Below are 21,935 nucleotides of genomic sequence, written 5' to 3'. Positions count from 1 at the left end.
GGGGCCGGGGGAGAGGGTAGGCGCTGGCTATGCCTCGAACGCCGCCGCGGCCCGCCCGAGGCGGTCGCGTACCCCGTCCCAGTCGTGGGCGTCGGGGACTGGCTCGAACACGAGCCGGCTGAAACCTTCCTTGTCGAGCTTGCGCAGCAGGCCGTAGAGCGCCTGGGCATAGGCGTCCGGCGTGGCGGGTGCTGGCACGAACACGCAGCGCGGGTCGTTGCTGACCTGCGTGGCGCCGACCCAGGCGAGCCGGCCATCGCCCGGCAGCGCCGCCAGGTAGCGCGGCAGTTGATCGGGCGAAGCCAGCGTCAGCGGCGTGCGCGGTGCATAGTGAGCCTTGAGCGTGCCCGAGGCGCGCGGCGCGGCGGCGTCGGGGGCCAGCGGCATCGTGCCGAGCACGTCGGCCATCATCGCCGCCGTGATCGCGCCGGGGCGCAGCAGCACCGGCCCGACCTCGTCGATGCGCGACAGATCGACGATCGACGATTCAATGCCGATATCCACCCCATCGCCCTCCAGCACGTAGACCGTGCCTTCGAACTCGTCCCGCACATGCTCGGCTGTGGTCGGGCTGACCTGCCCGAACTTGTTGGCCGAAGGCGCCGCAATGCCGCCCCGGCCGCGCCGGAAGCGCGACAGCAGCGCCTGCGCCACCGGGTGCGAGGGGCAGCGCAGCCCGAGGCTGTCCTGCCCGCCCGCCACCGCCGCCGGAATATGGGCGGCGCGCTTGAGAATGATCGTCAGCGGACCGGGCCAGAAGGCGTCGATCAGCTTTTGTGCCGCTTCCGGCACCTCCGCAGCCCAGTAGCCCACATCGGCGCCATCCACCACGTGGACGATCACCGGATGGTTCGACGGCCGGCCCTTGGCGGCGAAGATGCGCGCCACGGCTTCGGGGTTCTCGGCATCGGCGCCCAGCCCATAGACGGTTTCCGTCGGAAAGGCGACGAGCTGGCCGGCCTCGAGCAGGCGGACGGCCTCATCCAGTTCGGCCGCCGTGGGCATGCGTGAAGACATCGGCAACCCTCAGACCGGGATATGGAGCGCCTGCGCGGCGGCGTTGAACGCCGCCTCGGCGGCAGCGGCCTGCTCGCCCACGCAGTTCACATGGCCCATCTTGCGCGACGGCCGCGCGTCGTTCTTGCCGTACAGGTGCAGCTTGGCGCCCGGCTGGCCGACGACCTCGTCCCAGGCCGGCGTGCGCTCCAGGCCGAACTCGAACCAGACATCGCCCAGCAGATTCAGCATCTTGCCGGCCGAATGCTGGCGCGTGCTGCCCAGCGGCAGGCGGGCCATGGCGCGCACCTGCTGCTCGAACTGGCTGGTCTCGCAGGCGTCCATGGTGATGTGGCCCGAGTTGTGCGGGCGCGGCGCCATCTCGTTGGCGACCAGCGTGCCATCGGTCAGCACGAAGAATTCGATGCAGAGCACGCCGACGTAGCCCATCTCCGTCGTCACGGTGGCGGCGGCGGCGCGGGCGCGGTTGGCGATGTCGTCGGACACGCTCGACGAAGGCATGGTGGTCGAGAACAGGATGCCGTCCCGATGGACGTTCTCGGCCAGCGGCCAGGTGGCGGTGCTGCCGTCGGCGGCGCGGGCGGCCAGCACGGACACCTCGTAGGCCAGCGGCAGCATCTGCTCCAGCACGCACGGCACGTGCTGCATGGCGCGCCACGCGGCGCGCACGTCCTCGCGCGTCTTCACGCGGGCCTGGCCCTTGCCGTCGTAGCCCATGCGCGCGGTCTTGAGGATGCCCGGCAGCACGTTGTCCGGAATCTGGTCGACATCGGCATCGTGCTGGATCACCCAGTGCGGGGCCGGCGGCACGCCGGTGCGCTCGGCGCACGAGGCAAAGAACTTCTTCTCGCCGATGCGGTTCTGGGCAATCGACACGCAATAGCCGCGCGGCGCCACGAACGCGCCCAGTTGCTCCAGGCGGTCCAGCGACAGCGACGGCACGTTCTCGAACTCGGTACTCACGGCCTCGCAGAGCTGGCCCATCTCGGCCAGGGCCGCTTCATCGGTATAGACCGCGCAGATATGCCGGTCCGCCACGGCACCGGCCGGGCTGTCCTGGTCCGGGTCCAGCACGCAGACGCGGTAGCCCATGGACTGCGCCGCATGGGTGAACATGCGGCCGAGCTGGCCGCCGCCGAGCATGCCGAGCCAGGCGCCGGGCAGGATCGGCGCGGTCGGGTTGTCCACGCCGAACTCGGCGCGCGACTCCGGCGTGTGGGCTTCGGACAGGTAGGGATGGATATCGGTCGGCATGCGGATCGGTTCCGGCGGCTTACTTATAGATAGAGAGAGGGACTGGGGCTCAGGCCGGCAGCGTCATGGCGCGCGCGGCCTCGGTCTGCTTCGCGCGGAACGCCTCGAGCGCGCTGGCCAGCGCGTCGTCGGTGGTGGCCAGCGTGGCGATGGCGTGCAGCGCCGCGTTGGCCGCGCCGGCTTCGCCAATGGCGAAGGTGGCCACCGGCACGCCCTTGGGCATCTGCACGATGGAGAGCAGCGAGTCCTCGCCGCGCAGGTACTTCGACGGCACGGGCACGCCGAACACCGGGACGATGGTCTTGGCGGCGATCATGCCCGGCAGGTGGGCGGCACCGCCGGCGCCGGCGATGATCGCCCGGATGCCCCGGCCGCGCGCCGACTCGGCGTAGCGGAACATGTCGTCGGCCATGCGGTGGGCGGAGACCACTTGCGCCTCGAACGCCACGCCGAAATCCTTGAGCATGGCCACCGCGTGCTGCATCACGTCCCAGTCGGAACTGCTGCCCATCACCACGCCGACCACCGGCTTTGCTGCGTTGCTCACGATCTGTCCTTCCTAATGCGGTTAGGCGAGTTCTTCGCCGGTCAGGCGGGTCAACGCCTCACGGTACTTGTCGGCGGTCTTCTGCACCACGTCCTCGGGCAGCTTCGGCGCCGGGGCGGTCTTGGGCCACGGCTTGCCGTCGATGCGCACGGCTTCGAGCCAGTCGCGCACGAACTGCTTGTCGAACGACGGCGGGTTGGTGCCCACCTGGTACGAATCGGCCGGCCAGAAGCGCGACGAATCGGCGGTCAGCACCTCGTCCATCAGGGTCAGCGTGCCGTTGTCGTCCAGGCCGAACTCGAACTTGGTATCGGCGATGATGATGCCGCGCGTGGCGGCGAAGTCGGCCGCTTCCTTGTACAGGCGGATCGAGATGTCGCGCATCTGGGCAGCCAGATCCTTGCCGATCCGCTCCTCGACCTCGGCGAACGAGATGTTCTCGTCGTGCTCGCCCATCTCGGCCTTGGCGGCCGGCGTGAAGATCGGCTCGGGCAGCTTCTGCGCGTTCTGCAGGCCGGCCGGCAGCTCGATGCCGCACACCTTGCCCGTCGCCTGGTAGTCCTTCCAGCCGCTGCCGGCCAGGTAGCCGCGCACCACGGCTTCCACCAGGATCGGCTTCAGCCGCTTGACCACCACGGCCCGGCCCTGCACCTGCGCCACTTCCTCGGGCGCCACCACGCTCTCGGCGCTGATGCCGGTCTCGTGGTTCGGCACGATGTGCGCCAGCTTGCGGAACCAGAAATTGGCCATCTGGTTCAGCACGCGGCCCTTGGCGGGAATCGGCTCGCCCAGGATGACGTCGAACGCCGAGAGGCGGTCGGTCGTGACGATCAGCAGCTTGTCGTCGCCAACGGCGTAGTTGTCACGGACCTTGCCATGGCCGAGCAGCGGCAGGGACTGGATGGAGGACTGATAGAGAGCTTGGGACATGGTGGGTCTGGGCCGGCGGGAGAGCCAAACAAAAAAAGCGTCGCCCCCGTTTGCGGGGGACGACGCCGTTACGACAGGATTACTGCACAACCTGGGCGAGCTTGCCCGTCTTGTACGCCGAGGCGATGTCGATCAGGCCGACCGGCTTGATCTTGCTGGCCTGGCCTTCGCAGCCAAACGCCACGTAGCGGTCCTTGCAGACCAGCTTGGCGGCTTCGCGGGCCGGCTTCAGGTACTCGCGCGGGTCGAACTTGGTCGGGTTCTCGGCAAAGAAGCGACGGATTGCGCCGGTCATGGCCAGGCGGATGTCGGTGTCGATGTTGATCTTGCGCACGCCGAACTTGATCGCTTCCTGGATTTCCTCGACGGGCACGCCGTAGGTTTCCTTCATGTCGCCGCCGAACTTGCGGATCTCTTCCAGCAGTTCCTGGGGTACCGACGACGAACCGTGCATCACCAGGTGGGTGTTGGGGATGCGCGCGTGGATTTCCTTGATGCGGCTGATCGCCAGGATGTCGCCCGTGGGCTTGCGCGTGAACTTGTAGGCGCCGTGCGAGGTGCCGATGGCGATGGCCAGCGCGTCGAGCTGGGTCGCCTTGACGAAGTCGGCCGCCTGCTCGGGGTCCGTCAGCAGCATCGAGTGGTCGAGCACGCCTTCGGCGCCAATGCCGTCTTCCTCGCCCGCTTCGCCGGTTTCCAGCGAGCCCAGGCAGCCCAGTTCGCCTTCCACGGTCACGCCCACGGCGTGGGCCAGCGCCACCACCTTGCGGGTCACGTCGACGTTGTACTCGTACTCGGCGGGGGTCTTGCCGTCTTCACGCAGCGAGCCGTCCATCATCACCGACGAGAACCCGAGGTCGATGGCGCCCTGGCAGATCGCCGGCGACTGGCCGTGATCCTGGTGCATCACCACGGGGATGTGCGGGTAGGCTTCCACGGCCGCTTCGATCAGGTGGCGCAGGAAGTGCTCGCCGGCGTATTTACGCGCGCCGGCCGATGCCTGCATGATCACCGGGGCGTTGACCTCGTCGGCGGCCTGCATGATGGCCTGTACCTGTTCGAGGTTGTTCACGTTGAAGGCCGGCAGGCCGTAGCTGTTCTCGGCGGCGTGGTCCAGCAGCTGGCGCATGGAAACGAGTGGCATGTCTAACTCCTGAATGAAAAATTTTGGGGGGTTCTTATCGGGGATGTCCGGGCCGGCAGGTTCGCACCGCCAGGGTGCCGCGTCTGTCCGGCGCGCCACATCGCGCGCGCTTGTTCCTAAACCTTAACTGCCCACCCTCACGATCTTGAGGGTATTCGTGCCGCCCGGCTGCCCCATGGGCTCGCCGATGGTCAGCACGATGAAATCGCCCCGCTGCACCACGCCCTGGGCCAGCAGCAGCTCCTCGGCCTGCTCCAGCGCCTCGTCGCGGTCCGTGCTCGACTGGAGCGGCAGCGGCACCACGTTGCGGTAGAGCTGCATCTTGCGCTGGGAGGCCAGGTTCGGCGTCATGGCGTAGATCGGCACGTGAATCCGGTGGCGGCTCATCCACAGCGCGGTGGCGCCGGAATCGGTCAGCGCCGCGATGGCCTTCACTCCCAAATGATAGGCGGTGAACAGCGCACCCATGGCAATCGACTGGTCGATGCGCGAGAAGGTCTGGTTCAGGAAGTCGGTATCGAGCTGCACCACTTCGGACTTCTCGGCCTCCAGGCAGATGGCGGCCATGGCCTCGACGGTCTCCACCGGGAAGCGCCCGGCGGCGGTTTCGGCCGACGTCATCACCGCGTCGGTACCGTCCAGCACCGCGTTGGCCACGTCGGACACCTCGGCGCGGGTCGGCACCGGGTTCACGATCATGCTTTCCATCATCTGCGTGGCGGTGATGGTCAGCTTGTTGGCCTCCCGCGCGAGGCGGATCATGCGCTTCTGGAGCGCCGGCACCGCCGCGTTGCCCACTTCCACGGCCAGGTCGCCCCGGGCCACCATGATGCCGTCGGACGCCTGGAGGATTTCCTCCAGCACGCCCGGGCGAATGGCCTCGGCCCGCTCGATCTTGGCGATCATGCGCGCCTTGTGGCCATGCGGCTGGCCGGCCACGGCGGCCAGCTGGCGCGCCATTTCCATGTCGGTGGCGTTCTTGGGGAAGCTCACGGCCACGTAGTCCGCGCCGAGGGCCATGGCGGTCTTGATGTCCTCCATGTCCTTGGCGGTCAGCGCCGGCGCCGAGAGCCCGCCGCCCTGGCGGTTGATGCCCTTGTTGTTCGAGAGATCGCCGCCCACGCGCACCGTGGTGAAGATCTCGCTGCCGATGACGCGGTCCACCACCAGCACGATCAGGCCGTCGTTGAGCAGCAGCACGTCGCCGGGGCCCACGTCGCGCGGCAGGTCCTGGTAGTCCAGCCCCACGCGCTCCTGGTTGCCGAGCGGGCAGGTGGCGTCCAGCACGAACGGATCGCCCGGCTTCAGCGTGACCTTGCCGTTCTCGAACTTGCCCACGCGGATCTTGGGGCCCTGCAGGTCGGCCATGATGGCCACCTCGCGGTGGCAGGCCGCCGCCGCCTCGCGCACCAGCGCGGCGCGGTCGATATGGTCCTGCGCGGTGCCGTGGGAGAAGTTCAGGCGCACCACGTCGACACCGGCGGCAATCATGCGGGTCAGCATGTCCAGCGTGCTGGACGCCGGGCCGATGGTGGCGACGATCTTGGTGGAACGAGTCATGCGGGCGGTTTCCTCAAAGGCTACTGGTACGGACAGGGGCGGCTCGGGAACGATCGGGCAAAAACAGGTGACAGGTAAATCAGGCCGCAGCGCGCTGCTGGAGCACTTCCAGCGCGGGCAGCGTCTTGCCTTCCAGGAACTCCAGGAAGGCGCCGCCGCCGGTGGAGATATAGCCCACGCGGTCGGAGATGTGGTACTTGGCGATGGCGGCCAGCGTGTCACCGCCGCCCGCGATCGAGAAACCCTTGGAATTGGCGATGGCCTCGGCCAGCACCTTGGTGCCGTTGCCGAACTGGTCGAACTCGAACACGCCCACCGGGCCGTTCCAGACGATGGTGCCGGCGGCCTGGAGCTGGTCCGCCAGCTGGGCGGCGGTCTTGGGGCCGATGTCGAGGATCATGTCGTCGTCGGTCACGTCCTTGACGTCCTTGACCGTGGCGGCGGCCGTGGCGCTGAATTCCTTGGCGCAGACCACGTCCACCGGAATCGGCACCGAGGCGCCACGGCGGGCCATGATGTCGATGATGGCCTGGGCGTCGCCAACCAGGTCGTGCTCGGCCAGCGACTTGCCGATCTTCAGGCCGGCGGCCAGCATGAAGGTGTTGGCGATGCCGCCGCCGACGATCAGCTGGTCCACCTTGTCCGCCAGGGACTTGAGGATGGTCAGCTTGGTGGAAACCTTGGAGCCGGCCACGATGGCGACCAGCGGGCGGGCCGGCTGGCCCAGCGCGCGGCCCAGCGCGTCGATCTCGGCCGCCAGCAGCGGGCCGGCGCAGGCCACGGGTGCGTACTTGGCGATGCCGTGCGTGGTGGCCTCGGCGCGGTGCGCGGTGCCGAAGGCGTCGTTGACGTAGACGTCGCACAGCTTGGCCATCTTCTGGGCCAGTTCGTCGCTGTTCTTCTTCTCGCCCTTGTTCACGCGGCAGTTCTCGAGCAGCACCACCTGGCCGGGCGCCACGTCCACGCCATCGACCCAGTTCTGCACCAGCCGCACGGGCTTGCCGAGCAGTTCGGACAGGCGTTCGGCGATCGGGGCCAGCGAGTCCTCGGGCTTGAATTCACCCTCGGTCGGGCGGCCCAGGTGGGACGTCACCATCACGGCCGCGCCGGCCTTCAGGCAGGCCTCGATGGCCGGCACCGACGCACGGATGCGGGTGTCTTCCGTGATCTTGCCGGCATCGTCCTGTGGCACGTTCAGATCGGCGCGGATAAACACGCGCTTGCCGGAGAGATTGCCTTGGGAGATGAGATCGGTGAGACGCAGGACAGAGGTCATGGCGAGTAGAAACGGGACTGGGCGGTACGCCAACAGCACGCGGCCGCGTTGGAAATCGGGGAAACCGGCATTTTACCTGATCGCCGTCACGGTTTTATGCGATTGGCCCTCGAAATGACGCCAACATCACTAATACCCACCCCGTGGGCGAAAGTGCCAGGAGCGCATCGGACTTCACTGCAAACCCCCTCGAAAGAAGGGTACAGGTATCTCTGGCGGGCTGCCCCGGTTGGGGTAATGTACGCCCTAATGTACTAAACGTATGCACCGCCAGACACGCATCGCAAAAGTCGCATATTTGGTACATCGCATCATCAGTTGCAGCCAGCGAGCCGGCATCGACCGGCAATAACAAAAAGCCATCCCACCCGACCCGCCCCGTTTCGAGGGCACCGGCGGCCGGATGGTCCATTGTCGTGAATGCAGGGGTAGATCCGATGGACCAAGCAAGCATGCACGGGGCAATCCGTGGGCTTTACGAAGGCATTCTGGACCCCGGCGCGTGGCACAAGAGCCTGTGCGCGCTGACCGATATGGCGGGTAGCGCACATGCGTCGATGATGGTGTGGGACACCGTGCGCGACCAGGTCACCGTGAACGAGATCGTCAATCCGGTGCCGGAACTGTTCACTGCGTACGAGAACGAGTACCAGGCCATCGATCCAGCCAAGATCTTCGCCCCCCGGCTGGTGCCCGGCGCCTGGTATATCGATGCACGCGACCTCGGCCCGCAGGCCATGGCGCGGCATCCGTTCTACTGCGACTTCTTCAACCGTTTCGACCTGCGCTCCTACGTGGCCTGCCTGGTGGAACGACAGCCCCACTACGAAGTGTATTTCTCGATGCAGCGCGCGTTGAGCCAGGACGCCTTCTCGGGCGAGGACACCCGCGCGCTCGACTGGGTGGTGCCGCATATGCGCAGCGCCATCGCCCTGCGCGAACGCACCATGGGGCTGTCCACGCTGGCGTCGGTGTCCGCGCGGCTGCTGGAGCGGCTCGCCTTCGCCGTGGCCGTCTACACGCCGGACCGCCACCTGCTGCTGGCCAATACCGCCGGCGAGCGCTGGGCGCGCCGGCTCGACCCCACTGGCAAGACCGGCGACTGGCGCCTCTCGCGCGGTTTTGCCGAGATGGTCCAGGCCGCCTGCCATCCCCACCAGCCGCAAGCCGCGCAGGCCGCGCGCGCCACCGACAAGACCGGCGCCATGGCCGAGGTGCTGGTCCTGCCCCTGCCGCCCTCCCACATCCTCGCCGCCTCCTGGCAGCAACCCGCCGCGCTGGTGGTGGTGCACGAGGCCGGCGCCCCATCCGTGCTGCTCGATACCGTGCTGCGCGACCTGTACGCGCTCACGCCGGCCGAGACGCGGCTGGCCACGCGGCTGGCCTGCGGCGAAGGACTACCCGAGGCGAGCCGACAGATGCGCATCCGCCACGAGACCGCGCGCACACAGCTCAAGTCCATCTTCCTGAAGACGGGCTGCGGCAGCCAGGCCCGCCTCACGCAGATGCTGACCCGGCTCGCCACCACGCTCGAGGGCGGCTAGCGCCCTCCCCTGCATCGCCCCTTGCCCCTGTCGCGCCCCCGCGGCAGGCATGCGAAGTCTTGACGCGCGCCCGCCTCACCGGAACCGGGCATACCTTCGCGCGCCACGCCGGACCCCAAGGCATGAACGACGGACAAATGCACGAGACCATTCGAAGTCTCTACCAAGGTGTTTTCGAAACGGGCGCCTGGCAGCGGAGCCTGGTCGCCCTGTGCGGCGCGAGCGGCAGTTCGCAGGCGTCGCTGATCGTACGCAACCGGGCGCTGGACCGCGTGGTGGTGACCCACGCCGTCGACTACAAGCCGGACGCCATGGAGGCCTACACCTCCCACTACTACCAGTTCGACCCGAGCCGGCCGTTCGCCGAGCGCCTTGGCGTGGGCGACCGGTATATCGACCATCGCGACGTGGGCGAGCAGGTCATGCGTGCCAGCCCGTTCTATGGCGAGTTCCTGCGCGACCTCAATATCGCGTCGGTCATGTCGTGCCTCATCGAGCGGCATCCCACCTACGAGATCTACCTGTCGCTGCAACGGCCGCTCGACGCCAATGTCTACGCGGAAGCGGATGCCCTGGCGCTGGACTGGGTGATTCCGCACCTGCGCGATGCCCTCGGCCTGCGCGAGCGCATGCAGGAGCTGGCCACACGGGGGCGATTGTCGGAAGACATGCTGAACCGGCTGCCCTTCGGGGTGGTGGTGTTCGATCTGGCCGGCAAGCCGCTGTTCGCCAACCAGTCCGGCGAGCCGTGGGTGCGGCGCCTGATGCCGGCCGCCTTCTTCGGGCCGCGCGCCAGCGCGCCGACGGACAGCGCCTTCTGGCAGTTCTCGCGCCCGTTTCCCGAGGTGCTTCGCGCCGTGGCCGCGCCGGACACCCTGCAGGCCGCGCAGGCCATCCAGGCCGCCGGGCCGGATGGCCGCACCGCGCAGATCGTGACGCTGGCGCTGGCGCCGATGGCGCAGAGCCTGCCGGGCATGGAGACCCATACCGTGCTGGCCGCCATCCACGAACGCTATGGCACGCCGCGCGCCATGCCGGCCATCCTGCGCGACCTCTTCGGCCTCACGCCGGCGGAAACGCGGCTGGCCGCGCTGCTGACGCAGGGCGTTGGCCTGCCGGACGCGTGCGCGCAGCTCGGCATCAAGCGCGAAACCAGCCGCACGCAGGTCAAGTCGATCTTCAACAAGACCCGCACCAGCACGCAGGCGCAGCTGGCGCATCTGCTGACCCGGCTCAGCACGATGCTGACCGAGCCATCGCGCTATTAGTTAACAGTGGGGATCAGAAGGCTCAGGTGAGCAGCCGCAGCGCGGTGTACACCGCCATGCCGACCACGATCATCCCGACCATGCGGCGCGTGAACAGGTAGAACACCGTGGCGGCGATGCCGGCCATCAGCTTGGCGTTCATCGGCGAGATGGTGAAATGGCCCTGCCAGGTCATGAATTCCGGCACGATGATGGCCGCCAGCGCCGCCGCCGGGGCGTAGCGCAGCGCGCGCTGGAGCCGGTCCGGCACGCTCACGCGCTCGCCGGCCATCAGGAACAGCGCCCGCGTGAGCACCGTCACCACGGCCATGCCGACGATGGCGATCCAGGTTTCGACGTGGCTCATGCCCGGTCTCCGGTCTGGGGTTCCGGCTGCGACTCGGATATCGCACGGGCCTCGGCCTTGGCCTTGTCCTTCCGCGCGCGAATGCCGCGCAGCGTGGCGCGCGCGGCCAGTTCGTCGCTGGCCATGCCGGCCGCCAGCGCGCCCACCACGGCCACCACCAGCGCCAGCCGGTACGGCAGGTCGAAGCACAGCAGCGCCAGCACGGCGGACACCACCACGGCCATCAGCGTGGAGCGCGAGTTGATCGTGGCGATCATCACCGGAATCAGCGCCATCACGCCGGCCAGCCCGAGGCCCCAGGCGTCCGGGAACACGCTGGCCAGCAGGATGCCGAGCAGCGACGAGACCTGCCAGGTGGCGCAGTTGACCAGCGCCATCCCCCAGAAATAGCCCTCCTTGCCCGGCGCGTAGCCCGGCTCGACGTACTTCTGCATGAAATAGACGAAGTGGAGGTCGCCGTTGAAGAAGCCCAGCACGGTGCGCCGGCCCAGCGGCAGGTAGCTGAAGTGCGGCTGGAGCGCCGCGCTGAAAATGACGAAGCGCAGGTTGACCACGGCGGCGGTCAGCCAGATGGTCCAGATCGGCAGGCCGGCCGCGAACAGCGGCAGTACGGCCAGCTGGGCGGAGCCGGCGTAGACCAGCAGCGACATGCCGATGGCCTCGGGCACGGTCAGCGCCGACTTGCTCATGGCCACCCCGGTGACCAGCCCCCACGAGAACACCGCGGGCAGGGAAGGCGCGAAATAGCGTGCGCCGTCGAGAAAACCGTTGCGCTCCACCTCGGCAAATCGATGCCAGAGGCGCAACCACACCGGGGACGACTGTCGGGGTGTCATAGCAGAGGACGAGAAGGGTACGGCCAGCGCGGGGAGCGGGGCCGTCGGGGGCACCGCCGGCATCGCGCCGGCGGCAAAGCAGACATTATAGGCGCGTGCCCGCCGCTGGTAAGCGGCGGCTTAAAAGTGCACGCACCGAGTGTTGTTTCGGGGAGAATCGGGGCCCCGGCGCCCCTCCTTCCTCACCCAGCCGCTATGCCGGGCGGCTCGTGGGCGCCAGCGGCGCGGCTTCGGCGGCAGGCGCGTTGGTCGGATCCATAGCCGGGTCCGTCTCGTCATCCCCGCCGCCGGCCTGTCCCAGATCGATGCCTGACGTCTCCGGCAGCAACGCCGCCGAGACCATCACCACCGCGTAGCCCACCCCGGCCACCATGGCGATGGCCAGCGCCAGCGAGGTCCGCCCGCTGTTGAGCCAGCCCACGGCGAGCGGAAAGAACGAGCCGATCACCCGGCCGAGGTTGTACGACACGCCATACCCCGTGGCGCGCACGGCACTTGGGTACGACTCCGAGATCGTCGCGCCAATCCCCGAGAACACGCCCTGCATCAGCACCCCGAGCGGGAAGCCGAGGAACAGCATCGACGTATTGCTGACCGGAATCACCATATAGATCATCGCCATGACGAAAGCGCCGGCGGCGAACGCCATATAGGTCACGCGGCGGCCCCAGCGGTCCGTGGCGTAGGCGCCGGCCACGTAGCCGACCAGCGAACCGAGGATGGTGACCGCCAGGTAGGAGCTGGTGCCGAACACGGACAGCCCCCGCTCGGTCTTCAGGAAGGTGGGCAGCCAGGTGGCGATGGCGTAGTAGGCGCCCAGCATGCCGCCCGACAGCAGGCTGCACAGCACGGTCTTGCGCAGCAGCGGCGCGCGGAACACGCGCGCGAGATCGGCCCCCGGCGAGACCTTGCCGCGTGCGGCCCGGCTCTTGAGGAAGACTTCCGGCTCCTGCAGGTTGCGGCGCAGGTAGATCACCACCAGCGCCGGCAGGATGCCGAGGAAGAAGCAGACGCGCCACGCCGTTTCCGGCTCGAACAGGTTGAACGTGATGGCGTAGGCGATGGCCGCCCCGCCCCAGCCGAACGAATAGCTGCTGGCGGTGAAGCCCGAGTACTTGCCGCGATGGGCCGGATTGCGGATCAGCTCGGTCACCAGCACCATGCACAGCGACGATTCGCCGCCGAAGCCCAGCCCCTGGAGCATGCGGAACACCAGCAACTGCTCGGGCGAATTCGCCATGCCGCAGAGGAAGCACGACACCGCGAACACGATGATGGTCCAGCGCAGCACGCGCACGCGGCCGAAGCGGTCCGCCAGCAGCCCGGCGCCCACCGCGCCAACCAGCGACGAGACCAGCGTCCAGGTGACGATGGCGCCCGCCATCGACTTGCTCATGCCCCACTGCGCCAGCAGCGTGGAGATGAGGAAGGAATAGATCATGAAGTCGAACACATCGACCGCATGACCGAGAAACGCGCCGTAGAACCCCTTGCGCTCGGCGCGCGACAGCTCCTTGAACCAGTCCATCATGATGGTTTCCTCCCAGTCTTCCGTTGTTATCGATCGATGCCGGCCGATGCCAGCCCGCGCGGCGGTTGGTAGCCGTAGCCGGCGGCCTCCAGCAATTGGGCGAAGCGCAGCGAGGTGAGATCGCCCCAGCGCCGCGCCACGATCTGCACGCCGCACGGCAGGCCGTCCCGCGCCGGGCCGATCGGCGCCACCGTGGACGGCAACCCGCACAGCCCCGAATGGCCGGCCCAGAACAGTTGCGTGGTCAGCGGCATCGGCTGGCCGTTCACCGGCAGCGTGCGCTGCCACGGCTCGCCGGCTTCGTCGAGCGGGAACGCGGTGGTGGCGGCGGCCGGACACAGCAGCACGTCGTAGTCGGCGAAGAAGCGGCGCCAGCTCTCGGCAAAGCGGTCGCGGGCGGCTTGCAGGCGCAGCCAGTCGCGGTGCGTCAGCGTGGCGCCAGCGAATTGCAGCGTGGCGTAATCGTCACCCGAATCCGGGCGGGTGCGCGCCAGCGCGTCGGCGAAGGCGGCGTCATCCGTATAGACGGAGGTGGTGGCGCGCAGCAGCAGCACGTAGCTGCGCCACAGCGCGGCGGCGTCGAAGTCCGGGCGCACGTGCCAGTCCACCTTGGCGCCCTGCCCGGCCAGCCAGTGGCCGAGCGCCTCGATGGGCTGGCTGACGGTGGCATCGACATCGGCCAGCGGATGCGTCGGCAGCACCGCCACGCGGAAGTCGGCCAGACGCTGGTGCGGGCAGACCGGCAGGTCCAGCCGCCAGGCGGGCGCGAGGTCCACGTCCGGGCCGGCGATGGCGCGCAGCACCAGTTCGAGGTCGCGCGCGCTGCGGGCGACCGGGCCGGCCACGTTGATGTCCTGCTCGGCAAACCCGGCCGGCGCGTTGCCGTGGCCGCGCAGCGGCACCAGCCCGTGACTGCTCTTGTGCGAGAACACGCCGCAGTAGTGCGCCGGGTTGCGCAACGACGAGCCGATATCGGAGCCCACATCGAAAAAGCTCATGCCGGCGCAGACCGCCGCCGCGCTGCCGCCCGAGGAACCGCCGGGCGTGCGCGTCGGATCGTGCGGATTGCGCGTGGTGCCGTAGATCGCGTTGTAGCTCTGCCAGTCGCGCAGGCCCAGCGGCACATTGGTCTTGCCGAGCAGGATCGCGCCCTGCGCGCGCAGGCGCTGCACCACCACGGCGTCGCGCTCGGCACGATGATCGGCGCGCGCCGGGCTGCCGCAGGTGGTGGGCCAGCCGGCCACGTCGAACGATTCCTTGATCGAGAACGGCACGCCGTCCAGCGGCCCGAGCGCCGCGCCGGCCTGCCGGCGGCGGTCGCTCTCACGGGCTGCGGTGTGCGCGGCATCGAAGTCGGGCAGGACAAGGGCGTTGATCGTCGCATGATGGGCGACCCACGCGGCGTGGCAGGACGCGACCAGCGCCTGCGCGGTGGTCTCGCCACGGGCAAGCCGGTCGGCGGCTACCCATATCGGCAAAAAGCAGTCGTCCAGCCGGCCAGGGTCGGCCGGTGGCAGGTCAGGCAGGGTCACGTGCGCTCCGTGTGTTGTCTTGGGCCGGCGCGTGGGCGCGGCGGCCTGAGGGGGCTTATCGATACGGCGGCGGATACAGCAATCGGTATACTATATTCACAAATCCAAAATTCACAAGGCAGTATTTGTGCCAAGGTGATTTGCACCGCAACAAGGCAGGATGCGGCTTTTCGGGGGATGGGCGCATGCGGGCGCGTGTGCGCTGCACCATCATCGGGAGCGCTTTGGTATACCGTTTGGTGCGAGAGGAGATTAGCGCCGCAGCAGGCCGACCAGTTCGTCGATGTCGGGCAAGGCGGCGGCGCGGCCCGTGGCTTCGCCTTCGGTGGCGTCGAGCACGCCGTCCGCCAGGGCGCGCTTGCCTTGGTGGAGGTCCACGATCCGTTCCTCGATGGTCCCGGCGGTAATCAGCCGGTAGACCGTGACCGGCCGCTGCTGGCCGATGCGGTGCGCGCGGCCCATCGCCTGATCCTCGGCGGCGGGATTCCACCAGGGGTCGGCAATCACGATGTAGTCGGCCGCCGTCAGGTTCAGGCCGAAGCCGCCGGCCTTCAGGCTGATCAGGAAGACATCGCCCGCCCCACCCTGGAACGCGGCCACGCGGCGCGTGCGTTCGCCGGCCGGCGTGGCGCCGTCCAGGTACTGGTAGGCCAGTCCCGCCTCATCCAGCGCGCGCCGCATCAACTGGAGGAAATCGACGAACTGGCTGAACACCAGCGTCTTGTGGCCGTTGGCGGCCAGCGTGGCGGCCAGTTCGGCGAAGGCGCGCACCTTGGCGCCCGGCGCGGCCACCTCGGGCGTGGCCAGACGCGGGTCGCACGCGGCGCGGCGCATGCGCATCAGTTGGGCCAGCACGTGGATGCGGGCGTCGGGTTCGGCCGGCGCTGCCGGCTGTGCCTTGCGGCCCTTCCTGGCGGGCGGCCGTAGCAGCGCGCGCTCGGCCTCGGACAGCGCCTGACGGCGCAGGGCCTCGTAGTGGGCGGCCTCAGCCGGCTCGGGCTCCACGCGGATCACGAGTTCGGTGCGCGGCGGCAGTTCGTCCAGCACCTGCGCCTTGGTCCGCCGCAGCACGAACGGCGCGATCATGCGCCGCAGCCGCACGCGCGGCTCCCGCGCGCCATTGCGCTCGATCGGGTTGGCAAAGTGTTCGTTGAAGCGGACCAGCGACCCGAGCAGCCCCGGGTTGCAGAACCGCATCACGGCCCAGAGTTCGGACAGCCGGTTCTCGATCGGCGTGCCGGAAAGCGCCACGCGGCAGTCGGCGGCCAGCGCAAACATGGCCTGCGCGCGGCGCGAGGACGGATTCTTGATCGATTGCGCCTCGTCGGCGATCACCGTGTGCCAGCGCCGCGCGCCGAAATCCTTGCGCGCCTGCTGGAGCAGTTGGTACGAGACGATCACGAGGTCATGGGCGCCGGCCTGCTCGACGATGGCCACGCGGTCCCCCTCGGCATAGAGATGGACGTTGAGCGTGGGGGCGAAGCGGCGCGCCTCGGCGGCCCAGTTGCCGCACACCGAGGTCGGCGCCACGACCAGCGCCGCGCCGTCGGCAGCACGCGCCAGCAGCAGCGCGAGCGACTGGAGCGTCTTGCCCAGCCCCATGTCATCGGCCAGACAGGCGCCGAAACCGGCCTCGGCCAGCGCCATCATCCAGCGGTAGCCTTCTTCCTGATAAGGACGCAGTTCGGTCGCCAGCGTGGCGGGCACGGCGGCGTCCGCCTCCCGCGCGGCCCGCAGCCGGCGCACGCGGGTGCGGAAGTGCGCATCCGGGTCCACGCCGGCGCCGGCCAGCACGTCGTCCAGCCACGGCGCGGCCACCAGCGGCACGCGGATGCCATCGCGCATGGCATCCCCCACCCCGGCGAGGTCGCGCAGGCGGGCGCGCAACTGCCCGGTCAGCGCCACGTAGACGCCCTGCCCCATTGGCATGAACCGCCCGGCGTGGCCGTGCGCCCAGGCCACCAGCTTCTCGAGCGACATCACCAGCCCCTCGGCCACGCGCAGATGGCCGACGAGCTTGAACCACTCGCTGCCGGTTTCCACGCTGACGGCCAGTTGCGGGAGGTCGGCCGGCAGCAGGCGGATCTCGCGGCCACGCGGCCATTCGAGGTCGATCACGCCGGCAAGGCCGGGCAGCATCTCCACGGCGGTCAGGGCGTCTTCGGGATCGTCCAGCGTCCAGGTGTATTCGCCGCCGGGCGGCGAGGATTCGACCAGGAACGGCAGCGCGGCGAAGACTTCGGCCACGTGGGCCAGCTCGGCGTCCAGGTCGCGCTCGGTGGCCATCGCTTCGCCGGCGACGGTCGCCATCAGCTGCGCGCGGCCCGCGCCGGGCGCCAGCCGGGGCCCCATCGGGCCCAGCGGCGTGACCACCAGCCGCAGGCCGATGCCGCGCCCCACCGGCGCCACTTCGGCGCGCAGGCGGGTTTCCGGCTCGCGCAGGCGGGCTTCGCCCGAACTGTCGGCATGGATCTGGAAATGGCCGGCCAGCGCGCGCAGCGTGGTGTCCAGCCGGGCGTGGGCGTCGGCGGGCACGGCCAGCCCATCGGCAATCAGGCGGGCGGCCTGCTGCTGCGCGGCGGAGAAACGGATCACGCGGAGGCGACGCGGGCCGTCCTGGAGCACCGTGATCTGGCGCAGCGCCTCGGCTTCCTCGCGCGCGGCGGGGGGCAGCAGGTCTTCCATGGCGGGCGCGGGGCGCAGCGGGGGGGCGATGCGGAGCACGTAGCGGTCGCCACCGTTGCCAACCTCCCGGACCGCTTCCAGCGTGGGCGCGGCCTCGGTGACCTCCATCGGCACGGTCGGCGCGTGGGACAGCACCACCCCGGGGTGCCCCACCAGCGCCATCACGGCGGCGGCGCGGTCCAGCACATGGCGGCGGTTGCGCGAGCGGTCGCGGCGGATGGCCCGGGCCACGCGGGCGTCCCACGGCGCCAGGGTGTCGTCCTCGGCTACCCGGGCCAGCGGGATCGGCCGGGGCTTGCCCCAGCCGCGCGGGCCGTAGGCCTGCTCCAGCGGCTCCACCAGTCCCGGCACCCCATCGGCATCGATGGTCAGCGCCCACAACAGGCGGCGCCGGCCGCCCTCGACAGGGGCTTCCGCGCCGGCCAGCGCGGCCAGTTCGCCCAGCGCTTCCTGCCAGCGGTGATCGTCGTCGGGGGTGGTGGGGAGCGCGGACAAGGGCAAAAGGGGTAAAAAGAGAGGCCGGGAGGATCGGAACGGCGATTGTAGTCCCCCCGCCCGGCCGCGTTGGCACATCAGGGCGCGCGGCTTACAATGGCGGCCTTGTGACATTTCTGGTGCAAAGGGAGACAACCATGTCGATGGCGGATCGCGACGGCAAGATCTGGATGGACGGCAAGCTGATTGAGTGGCGCGATGCCAAGATTCACGTCCTGACGCACACCCTGCACTACGGCATGGGCGTATTCGAGGGCGTGCGCGCCTACAAGACGCCGGCCGGCACCGCGATTTTCCGCCTCAAGGAGCACACGCGCCGCCTGTTCAACTCGGCCAAGATCTTCCAGATGGCCATGCCGTTCGACGAAGCGACGCTCGAGGCCGCCCAGCGCGAGGTGGTGCGGGCCAACAATCTCGAGTCGTGCTACATCCGCCCGCTGGTCTGGATCGGCTCCGAGAAGCTCGGCGTGTCCGCCAAGGGCAACACCATCCACGTGGCCATCGCCGCCTGGCCGTGGGGCGCCTATCTGGGCGAAGAGGGGCTGGAGCGCGGCATCCGCGTCAAGACCTCGTCGTTCACGCGCCACCATGTGAATGTGTCGCTGGTGCGCGCCAAGGCGAGCGGCTACTACATCAACTCGATCCTGGCCAACCAGGAGGCCACCGGCCTCGGCTACGACGAGGCGCTGCTGCTCGACACCGACGGCTACGTGAGCGAGGGCTCGGGCGAGAACGTGTTCATCGTGCGCAATGGCGTGATCTACACCCCGGACCTGGCCTCGTGCCTGGACGGCATCACCCGTGACGCCACGCTGACCATTGCCCGCGACCTCGGCATCGAGGTGCGCGAAAAGCGCATCACGCGCGACGAAATGTACTGCGCCGACGAAGCGTTCTTCACCGGCACCGCCGCCGAAGTCACGCCGATCCGCGAACTGGACGACCGCGTCATCGGCGAAGGCCGTCGCGGCCCGGTTACCCAGCGCATCCAGGAAGCGTTCTTTGCCGCCGTGGGCGGCACGGACGAGAAGTACAAGAAGTGGCTGACGCTGGTCTGAGCACCGGCGCCATCCCGATCATTTAAAACAAGCCAGTCACCCTGCAAGCCAAACGCAACACCATGACGCAAACCGCATCCGTCGTCGAAATCGGCGCTGAAGACATGCCCCTCCACTGCCCCACGGGGAACACCCCGACGTGGAACTACCATCCCCGCGTGTTCCTGGACGTGGCCGACACCGGCGAGGTGAAATGCCCGTACTGCGGCACCGTGTACAAGCTCAAGCCGGGCACCGTGCTGAAGGGCCACCACTGAGATCGCGTCCGAGGCACGCGGCCCACGCCGCGCGCCGCCGCACCCCCCTCCCGCCCCGGGCCGCGTTGCGCCCCGGGGCGTTGGCATGTCCGGGCCACGCATCACCCACAATATGAAAAAAGCCCTCGTCATCGCCCCGAACTGGATCGGCGACGCGCTGATGGCGCAGCCGCTGTTCGCGCTGCTCAAGGCGCGCCATCCCCGCATGGTCATCGACGCCCTCGCCCCGAAATGGGTGGCGCCGGTGCTCGCACGCATGCCCGAGATCGGCACCGTGTTCCCGAGCGATCTCGCGCACGGCAAGCTGCAGCTCTCGGCCCGGCTGATGTTCGCGCAGCAGCTCAAGCATGAGGGCTACGACGTGGCCTATGTGCTGCCGAATTCACTCAAATCGTCGCTGATTCCGTTCCTGGCCGGCATTCCGCTGCGCATCGGCTATCGCGGCGAGGCGCGCTTCGGCATGCTCAACGTGCGCCACGCCAATCCGCCGCGCGACAAGCGCCCGCCGATGGTAGAGCACTACGCACGGCTGGCCCTCAAGCCCGGCGGGCGCCTGCCCGAGCACATTCCCGATCCGCAGCTGCGCGTGAAGCCCGAGCGCATGGCCGCCACGGCCGAGCGCTTCGGCATCGCGCCGCAGACCCGGGTGATCGCCTTCTGCCCCGGCGCGGAGTTCGGCCCGGCCAAGCGCTGGCCGGCCGCGCACTTCGCCGAACTGGCGCAGATGCTGCGCCGCTCGTTCCCGTACGCGCAGATCATCACGCTCGGCTCGGCCAAGGATGCCGAGATCGCGGCGGAGATCGTCGCCGGAGCGCCGTTCGTGCGCAACCTGTGCGGCCAGACCTCGCTGGACGACGCGGTGGACCTGCTCGCCCTGTCCGAAGCCGCCGTCTGCAACGACTCCGGCCTGATGCACGTGACCGCCGCACTGAACCGGCCCCAGGTGGCCGTTTTCGGCTCCAGCGACCCGCGCCACACGCCCCCGCTGTCACAGGCTGCGAGTATCATGTGGCTGCAACTCGAGTGCAGCCCCTGCTTCAAACGCGAGTGCCCGCTGGGCCACCTGCGCTGCCTGAAGGACATCGAACCCGAAATGGTGTTCGTCGAGTTGCGCAAGCTCCTGCATCGACCCTGACCACGCCAACATGCCCCGTTTCGCCCGACTGTTCGATTCCGCCGAAGACATCGTCGATGCCTTCCGCGAAGCCATGAAACTGCGCGATGCCGATGGCGCGCTGCGCCTCTGGCTGGACGAGGATTCGGTCACGTGCGTGATGCCCGACGGCCAGCGCCTGATCGGGCACGACCATCTGCGCCAGGCCTTCATGCTGCTGCTGGAGGAACAGCCGGTGCTGATCGACGCCATCGAGACCAGCAGCCATGCCTCGCTCGGCGTGTCGATCTTCGACGTGACCGAGGCGCTGCGCTTTGGCGCGGACCGCGTGGAAGCGGACCTCTACGTGCACACCACCTACGTGCTGATGCAGAACCACGAGGGCTGGCGCCTGGCCCACATCCACTGCAGCCCGGCCAACGCGGTGCAGGTAGCCGCCGTGGCCGCCGCCCCGGGCCAGGCGCTGCACTGACCACTTCGACGTGATGGGCCTGAAGCTGGGCGCCCCCTTCGGCGAGACCTTCCACACGCCGTGGTGGCTGCGCGGCGGCCATGCCCAGACCATCCTCGCGGCCCGCTTCACGCGGCACCGGCGCGTCACGTTCCGGCGCGAACGCTGGGACACCCCCGATGGCGACTTCATCGACGTCGACTGGACCACGCACCCGGTAGCGCCGGGCGCCCCGCTGGTGGTGATGTTCCACGGCCTCGAGGGCGACTCGAACAGCCACTACGCCCAAACCCTGATGGACGCGCTGCGCGCACGCGGCTGGCAGGGCGCCATTCCACATTTCCGGGGCTGTTCGGGCGAGCTGAACCGCGCGCCGCGCTTTTATCATTCGGGCGATTCCGCCGAGATCCGCTGGGTGCTGGAGCGGCTGCGCCAACGGGTGCAGCCCGGACGGGCGGAAGGACAGCGCATGCTGGCAGTCGGCATCTCGCTCGGCGGCAATGCCCTGCTGCGCTACCTGGGCGAGGAAGGCCACGGCGCGCGCTTCCTCTCGGCGGCGGCGGCCATCTCGGCCCCGCTCGACCTCGCGGCGGGCGGCGCGGCGCTCTCCCAGGGCTTCAACCTGATCTATACCCGGATGTTCCTGCAGACGCTGAAGCGCAAGTCGCTGGCCAAGCTCGACCAGTTTCCGGGCCTCTTCGACCGCGCGACGATGCTGGCGAGCCGCGACCTCTACGCCTTCGACAACGTGGTCACCGCGCCGCTGCACGGCTTCCGCGATACCGACGACTACTGGATGCGCGCCGCCAGCAAGCCGGTGCTGGGCGAGATCCGCATTCCCACGCTGGTGCTGAACGCGCGCAACGACCCCTTCCTGCCCGGCCAGCACCTGCCGAGCCAGGCCGAGGTCAGCCCCGACGTGCTGCTGGAGCAGCCCGCGCACGGCGGCCACGTCGGCTTCATGACGCCCCGCGCCGGCGTGCTGGGCCACCTGCCGCTGTTCCCGGTGGCGGGCCATATCGAATGGCTGCCCACGCGCATCCTCGACTACTTCGACAGCGTGGGTGGAACGCGCCAGACGGCGTAGGAG

19 protein-coding genes are annotated in these 21,935 nt (G+C 69.0%); 7 read left to right on the top strand and 12 right to left on the bottom strand.

Annotated elements, in window-relative coordinates; translation table 11 throughout:
- Positions 1-27: 27 nt before the first annotated feature.
- From BM115_RS07220 to BM115_RS07190, 7 genes are all read right to left on the bottom strand, one after another.
- A complete protein-coding gene (locus BM115_RS07220) occupies positions 28-1,017 on the bottom strand; it encodes an L-threonylcarbamoyladenylate synthase (protein WP_092292057.1) in 990 nt (329 codons plus the stop codon).
- A 9-nt stretch (positions 1,018-1,026) separates the two neighbouring features.
- A complete protein-coding gene (locus tag BM115_RS07215) occupies positions 1,027-2,271 on the bottom strand; it encodes a 5-(carboxyamino)imidazole ribonucleotide synthase (RefSeq protein WP_092292055.1) in 1,245 nt (414 codons plus the stop codon).
- Positions 2,272-2,320: 49 nt separating this feature from the next.
- Complete coding sequence (gene purE / locus BM115_RS07210) at positions 2,321-2,818, bottom strand: 5-(carboxyamino)imidazole ribonucleotide mutase (RefSeq protein WP_092292053.1); 498 nt, start codon at positions 2,816-2,818, stop codon at positions 2,321-2,323.
- 21 nt (positions 2,819-2,839) lie between these two features.
- A complete protein-coding gene (locus tag BM115_RS07205) occupies positions 2,840-3,748 on the bottom strand; it encodes a phosphoribosylaminoimidazolesuccinocarboxamide synthase (protein ID WP_092292051.1) in 909 nt (302 codons plus the stop codon).
- A 79-nt stretch (positions 3,749-3,827) separates the two neighbouring features.
- Complete coding sequence (gene fba, locus BM115_RS07200) at positions 3,828-4,892, bottom strand: class II fructose-bisphosphate aldolase (RefSeq protein WP_092292049.1); 1,065 nt, start codon at positions 4,890-4,892, stop codon at positions 3,828-3,830.
- Between the two features lie 123 nt (positions 4,893-5,015).
- Positions 5,016-6,452 carry a pyruvate kinase gene (gene pyk, locus BM115_RS07195; RefSeq protein WP_092292047.1) on the bottom strand — a complete coding sequence of 479 codons (1,437 nt, stop codon included), beginning with the start codon at positions 6,450-6,452 and terminating at the stop codon, positions 5,016-5,018.
- Between the two features lie 79 nt (positions 6,453-6,531).
- Positions 6,532-7,728: a phosphoglycerate kinase gene (locus BM115_RS07190; protein ID WP_092292045.1), complete on the bottom strand. Its 1,197-nt coding sequence runs from the start codon at positions 7,726-7,728 to the stop codon at positions 6,532-6,534.
- Positions 7,729-8,165: 437 nt separating this feature from the next.
- Between BM115_RS07190 and BM115_RS07185 the strand changes: the two genes are divergently transcribed.
- Both BM115_RS07185 and BM115_RS07180 read left to right on the top strand, forming a co-directional pair.
- Positions 8,166-9,272 carry a helix-turn-helix transcriptional regulator gene (locus tag BM115_RS07185; protein WP_092292043.1) on the top strand — a complete coding sequence of 369 codons (1,107 nt, stop codon included), beginning with the start codon at positions 8,166-8,168 and terminating at the stop codon, positions 9,270-9,272.
- Between the two features lie 122 nt (positions 9,273-9,394).
- Complete coding sequence (locus tag BM115_RS07180) at positions 9,395-10,540, top strand: helix-turn-helix transcriptional regulator (RefSeq protein WP_092292041.1); 1,146 nt, start codon at positions 9,395-9,397, stop codon at positions 10,538-10,540.
- 22 nt (positions 10,541-10,562) lie between these two features.
- Here BM115_RS07180 and BM115_RS07175 read toward each other — a convergent pair whose 3' ends face one another.
- From BM115_RS07175 to BM115_RS07155, 5 genes are all read right to left on the bottom strand, one after another.
- Positions 10,563-10,886, bottom strand: a complete 324-nt coding sequence (locus BM115_RS07175) for an AzlD domain-containing protein (protein ID WP_092292039.1) — start codon at positions 10,884-10,886, stop codon at positions 10,563-10,565.
- Positions 10,883-11,722 (bottom strand): AzlC family ABC transporter permease, encoded by an 840-nt coding sequence (locus BM115_RS07170; RefSeq protein WP_092292037.1) that lies wholly within the window; start codon positions 11,720-11,722, stop codon positions 10,883-10,885. The genes BM115_RS07175 and BM115_RS07170 overlap by 4 nt, the downstream gene beginning before the upstream one ends.
- Before the next feature lie 193 nt (positions 11,723-11,915).
- On the bottom strand, positions 11,916-13,253 hold the full coding sequence (locus BM115_RS07165; RefSeq protein ID WP_092292035.1) for an MFS transporter: 1,338 nt from the start codon (positions 13,251-13,253) through the stop codon (positions 11,916-11,918).
- A 26-nt stretch (positions 13,254-13,279) separates the two neighbouring features.
- Positions 13,280-14,785 carry an amidase gene (locus BM115_RS07160; RefSeq protein WP_092292033.1) on the bottom strand — a complete coding sequence of 502 codons (1,506 nt, stop codon included), beginning with the start codon at positions 14,783-14,785 and terminating at the stop codon, positions 13,280-13,282.
- Positions 14,786-15,037: 252 nt separating this feature from the next.
- On the bottom strand, positions 15,038-17,965 hold the full coding sequence (locus BM115_RS07155) for a DEAD/DEAH box helicase (protein WP_255370719.1): 2,928 nt from the start codon (positions 17,963-17,965) through the stop codon (positions 15,038-15,040).
- A gap of 137 nt (positions 17,966-18,102) precedes the next feature.
- Here BM115_RS07155 and BM115_RS07150 point away from each other — a divergent pair, with 137 nt between their 5' ends.
- From BM115_RS07150 to BM115_RS07130, 5 genes are all read left to right on the top strand, one after another.
- On the top strand, positions 18,103-19,023 hold the full coding sequence (locus BM115_RS07150) for a branched-chain amino acid transaminase (RefSeq protein ID WP_092292029.1): 921 nt from the start codon (positions 18,103-18,105) through the stop codon (positions 19,021-19,023).
- A 62-nt stretch (positions 19,024-19,085) separates the two neighbouring features.
- A complete protein-coding gene (locus tag BM115_RS07145; protein ID WP_092292027.1) occupies positions 19,086-19,280 on the top strand; it encodes a zinc-finger domain-containing protein in 195 nt (64 codons plus the stop codon).
- A 112-nt stretch (positions 19,281-19,392) separates the two neighbouring features.
- A complete protein-coding gene (gene waaF, locus BM115_RS07140; RefSeq protein WP_092292025.1) occupies positions 19,393-20,415 on the top strand; it encodes a lipopolysaccharide heptosyltransferase II in 1,023 nt (340 codons plus the stop codon).
- 10 nt (positions 20,416-20,425) lie between these two features.
- Positions 20,426-20,866: a YybH family protein gene (locus BM115_RS07135; RefSeq protein ID WP_092292023.1), complete on the top strand. Its 441-nt coding sequence runs from the start codon at positions 20,426-20,428 to the stop codon at positions 20,864-20,866.
- 13 nt (positions 20,867-20,879) lie between these two features.
- Positions 20,880-21,932: a YheT family hydrolase gene (locus tag BM115_RS07130; RefSeq protein WP_092292021.1), complete on the top strand. Its 1,053-nt coding sequence runs from the start codon at positions 20,880-20,882 to the stop codon at positions 21,930-21,932.
- Positions 21,933-21,935 lie beyond the last annotated feature (3 nt).

The sequence above is a fragment of the Cupriavidus sp. OV096 genome, from assembly GCF_900115455.1.
In the GTDB taxonomy this organism is placed as follows: domain Bacteria; phylum Pseudomonadota; class Gammaproteobacteria; order Burkholderiales; family Burkholderiaceae; genus Cupriavidus.
Note: the sequence above shows the minus strand (reverse complement) of the source record. Positions and strands in the feature narration are given on the sequence as shown.

What these genes read in the sequence shown, in the direction of transcription:
- BM115_RS07205 (WP_092292051.1), bottom strand. Translation starts at nt 3,748, where the DNA reads ATGTCCCAAGCTCTCTATCAGTCCTCCATCCAGTCCCTGCCGCTGCTC.
- BM115_RS07170 (WP_092292037.1), bottom strand. Translation starts at nt 11,722, where the DNA reads ATGACACCCCGACAGTCGTCCCCGGTGTGGTTGCGCCTCTGGCATCGA.
- BM115_RS07220 (WP_092292057.1), bottom strand. Translation starts at nt 1,017, where the DNA reads ATGTCTTCACGCATGCCCACGGCGGCCGAACTGGATGAGGCCGTCCGC.
- BM115_RS07215 (WP_092292055.1), bottom strand. Translation starts at nt 2,271, where the DNA reads ATGCCGACCGATATCCATCCCTACCTGTCCGAAGCCCACACGCCGGAG.
- BM115_RS07145 (WP_092292027.1), top strand. Translation starts at nt 19,086, where the DNA reads ATGACGCAAACCGCATCCGTCGTCGAAATCGGCGCTGAAGACATGCCC.
- BM115_RS07130 (WP_092292021.1), top strand. Translation starts at nt 20,880, where the DNA reads ATGGGCCTGAAGCTGGGCGCCCCCTTCGGCGAGACCTTCCACACGCCG.
- BM115_RS07180 (WP_092292041.1), top strand. Translation starts at nt 9,395, where the DNA reads ATGAACGACGGACAAATGCACGAGACCATTCGAAGTCTCTACCAAGGT.
- BM115_RS07185 (WP_092292043.1), top strand. Translation starts at nt 8,166, where the DNA reads ATGGACCAAGCAAGCATGCACGGGGCAATCCGTGGGCTTTACGAAGGC.
- BM115_RS07165 (WP_092292035.1), bottom strand. Translation starts at nt 13,253, where the DNA reads ATGATGGACTGGTTCAAGGAGCTGTCGCGCGCCGAGCGCAAGGGGTTC.
- BM115_RS07150 (WP_092292029.1), top strand. Translation starts at nt 18,103, where the DNA reads ATGTCGATGGCGGATCGCGACGGCAAGATCTGGATGGACGGCAAGCTG.
- waaF (WP_092292025.1), top strand. Translation starts at nt 19,393, where the DNA reads ATGAAAAAAGCCCTCGTCATCGCCCCGAACTGGATCGGCGACGCGCTG.
- fba (WP_092292049.1), bottom strand. Translation starts at nt 4,892, where the DNA reads ATGCCACTCGTTTCCATGCGCCAGCTGCTGGACCACGCCGCCGAGAAC.
- BM115_RS07190 (WP_092292045.1), bottom strand. Translation starts at nt 7,728, where the DNA reads ATGACCTCTGTCCTGCGTCTCACCGATCTCATCTCCCAAGGCAATCTC.
- BM115_RS07175 (WP_092292039.1), bottom strand. Translation starts at nt 10,886, where the DNA reads ATGAGCCACGTCGAAACCTGGATCGCCATCGTCGGCATGGCCGTGGTG.
- pyk (WP_092292047.1), bottom strand. Translation starts at nt 6,452, where the DNA reads ATGACTCGTTCCACCAAGATCGTCGCCACCATCGGCCCGGCGTCCAGC.
- BM115_RS07135 (WP_092292023.1), top strand. Translation starts at nt 20,426, where the DNA reads ATGCCCCGTTTCGCCCGACTGTTCGATTCCGCCGAAGACATCGTCGAT.